The sequence below is a fragment of the bacterium genome (assembly GCA_040756715.1).
Classification (GTDB): Bacteria; UBA9089; UBA9088; order UBA9088; family UBA9088; genus JBFLYE01.
The window spans coordinates 1-3,166 of the sequence record JBFLYE010000159.1 but is presented as its reverse complement, the minus strand read 5'-3'; the positions used below and the strand labels follow the sequence as shown (position 1 = coordinate 3,166).

Here is a 3,166-nt window from a genome sequence, read left to right as displayed (position 1 = left end):
GGTTGGAGTAAAAGACCCAACCACCTGTGCCCAAATCTTTGCCTCGGGTGGCATTCCCTCAAAGGCTATTACTTCTGGTGGAAAGATTGTGGCAATCCAATTAGAGCATTGTTGGGTTGAGGGATATATTCCATATCTTCCAGATGAAGGGGTTAGCTCAAGGGGACAAAAGATGTGGATTCCCCTTGATGTAAGCTTTAAGCAATATCAAGAAAAAGAAGGAATTGACTTTGAGAAAGAACTTCCCTTTGATAGCCAAAGCTTTATAGACCAGATAAAAGGTTCTGCTACGATTAACGAAAGCGAGGGTTATGTTACAAATGTTTCTTCAAGCCTTATCAATACGAAACTCACCGACTATCAAACCAGGCTTGAAGAATATATTAAGACCAATATGCCTGAAGCAACCTTTGGTGACCTATTAGGAGCAAGGATGATAGAGAAGGAGGAATTTGGAATTTTGCCTTGCTCTTTGCCGAATAAAACCCTCTTGGTTCAAACCCGATATTCTGAAATTCCTAACACCTTAAGGCATAAGGTAAGCTTTTCAATTGGAGGGAAAACCTATACTGCAAGCATACCAGAATTGGCAGGAAAAAGAATTACCTTGTCTTATCTCTATGCTAACCCAGAAGATAAAGCAACCGTAGAAGGCTATGGCGGAATCTACAATACCCCCGCCTACCTTGTAGAACTAAAGCCTCTTTTGACCATTGAGGATGAAGATAAAATAGAAGGCTCTTCAGCAGGTTTAGGCTCAAATCAGGAATTCATTATGGAATTTACTGAGCCTAATATAGGCCTAACTGACCGAATTTCCAATGATCTTATAGTTGGTGCATACTACGCAATAACCTTGAATCTTCAAAAGATCCCTTCTGGTCTCCTTAAACAAAGAACCGCAAAGCTAAAAGAGGTAGTAAATTTAAGCGAAACCCAACCTATAGAGAGGAACAAATCAATTGGGGAACTCCTCTATCTTACTGGGCTTACCTACTTTGCCCAATTAGATATTTATAACCACATTTCCTCCCAAATCTATGGCATAAGCTACATCAAGCATCCTTCTGAAGGAATAACAATCTTAGGCCTAAATGTCTCTTATCTTTTCTCAATGCCAGAAAAAGTAAGCTTTGCCGGAATGGGCATTGATGTAGATCGGGATGTATTTTCTATTGCCTCAAAAACAGGAGATAAAGAAAAAGAAAAGAACTTCATCCTTTCTTCTGGAATGATAGGCTCGGCAATGGAACATGGGATATTTGAGCTTCTTTATAATACACTTGGTGTCTCTGCGGTTAAGATACTCCAATTAGCCAGCGATAATGGAATTCCTGTATATTCAATAAACAAGGAAAACATAGCTCAAGTTCTGCCAAAACTTCAGGTTTCTTACGATGTAAAGAATGATCTCCAAAATGCCATAAACACAGGAAAGATAGTAACCATTCCCCAAAGAGAGATTCAATACTATGACTGGGAAGGCATAGGCTATACTATTATTGACCCAACAACAGGGGCAGGGGCATATATGATTAGTGGGGGAATAGGGGGTGGTTGGATGGCAGATCTACTTAATGCCATCAAGACAGGACTAAGAGGGTTTTTAAATTGGGCTTCCAGATACGCTAAGCGTGATGGTGGAGAATTGGCTGGAAAATTAGGTCCTGTTTTAAGAATCATAGATTTTATCTTAGAGGTTTTGGGAATTGATATGGATAACTCACTTAAAGATTATCAGAAAGCACTCAAGATAGTAATTGCTCTTGTAGCAGCAATAGTAATGATAGAGGTAACAATATGGGTTGTTGGACATATGTACTTATTGCCTGCGATCATTACTATCATTATTGTGGGGGAAGTTATATTTCGGTTAAGAAATTTATTATATGAATGGCTGGGATTGAGTTTTAAACCTTCGTTAATACATTTTTTTGTTTACCATCAACGATATTTGTTTGAAGTTAGATGGATATAGAACCAATACAAAAGATATATAAACTTCCTAAATGGCAGATAGTAGGTTTTTCTATCTTACTCTTTGCAGGAGGATTGGCAATATTGATTTTTGAAAAGGAAATTTTTTATCAAATAGGAGGTGTTTTAGCAATCTTAATAAGTCCATATATTTTCTATGTATTGAACAATACAAAGATAATAATAGACCAAGAGTGCCTCATTAGTGAGAATTACTTATCTTCTTGGAATCGTCGAGTGATAAAAATAAGGTGGCAAGATATAGAAGCAATTCATACTCCTGATGATATGATTGGCTCGGGGATGTTAACCACATATGTAATTTCAAAGATAAGAGATAATAAAAAAAGGAATAAAAATGGAAGTATTAAGATTACTTCATCTATCAAGAATTATCGGGAATTGATAACTGAGATCTACAGAAGAACTTCTAATGCATCTATTGATGAGAAAACAAAAAAGGTGATTTTTAAATGAAAAAACCGATGGATCCAAAATGGCTTATTTTAATATCCTTTCTCTCTTCTTTTCTAATTGGAGGAATAGTAGGTGGATTTAACTATGAACGACTTGGCATGCCAGAGAAAAAGAAAAAAACAATAATATATACAATACTTGGATTTATAGTTTTGTTTATAATTGCTATAATATTTCCCTCTTTGCCGTGGTTATCATTCTTTGGAGTCAATATTGGAATAGGAATATATTTATCACAAAAGCAATATCCAGATTATATACGATGGAAATTAAAACAAATGGATGTTAAGTAATCTTTGAGATAAAGGAGGATAAAATCTATGAAAAAGATTAGAAGATTAGTTTTAACAACAATCCCGATGATTCTTCTTAAAGGCTCAATTGCCTTTGCAGGTCAAGGGGAATTGGCTATTCAAAAGGGGGTTGAATGGTTGGTTTTAAACCAAAACCCAAGTGGCTCTTGGGGGACAGAGACAGAGTATCCTAATCTTTGTTTAAGGGATACATCTTTGGTAGCAGATACTTTATGTTATTTTGGCACAACCAACACAAAAGCCATCCAATGGATTTCTTCTCAAGAAACCCCAAGCTCTCGTGCTATTGCTAGGAAGATTAAGATTTTGGCTGACTATGGCTCAGATACAGCAGAACTGATTGGCACACTGACTTCATCTCAAAATGAAGATGGTGGGTTTGGAGTAGATCGGGGATA

At 36.6% G+C, this 3,166-nt stretch carries 4 protein-coding genes; all 4 read left to right on the top strand.

Annotated features, from left to right (window positions below):
- The coding region (locus tag AB1397_05830) for a hypothetical protein (GenBank protein MEW6482505.1) at positions 1 to 1,978 on the top strand (1,978 nt) is incomplete at its 5' end.
- Positions 1,969 to 2,454 (top strand): hypothetical protein, encoded by a 486-nt coding sequence (locus AB1397_05825; protein ID MEW6482504.1) that lies wholly within the window; start codon positions 1,969 to 1,971, stop codon positions 2,452 to 2,454. The genes AB1397_05830 and AB1397_05825, both read left to right, overlap by 10 nt.
- Entirely contained in the window at positions 2,451 to 2,747 is a 297-nt protein-coding gene (locus AB1397_05820; GenBank protein ID MEW6482503.1) for a hypothetical protein, read from the top strand. Before AB1397_05825 ends, AB1397_05820 begins: the two co-directional genes overlap by 4 nt.
- 27 nt (positions 2,748 to 2,774) lie before the next feature.
- On the top strand, positions 2,775 to 3,166 hold a 392-nt coding region (locus tag AB1397_05815; protein ID MEW6482502.1), incomplete at its 3' end, for a prenyltransferase/squalene oxidase repeat-containing protein.

What these genes read in the sequence shown, in the direction of transcription:
- AB1397_05820 (MEW6482503.1), top strand. Translation starts at nt 2,451, where the DNA reads ATGAAAAAACCGATGGATCCAAAATGGCTTATTTTAATATCCTTTCTC.
- AB1397_05825 (MEW6482504.1), top strand. Translation starts at nt 1,969, where the DNA reads ATGGATATAGAACCAATACAAAAGATATATAAACTTCCTAAATGGCAG.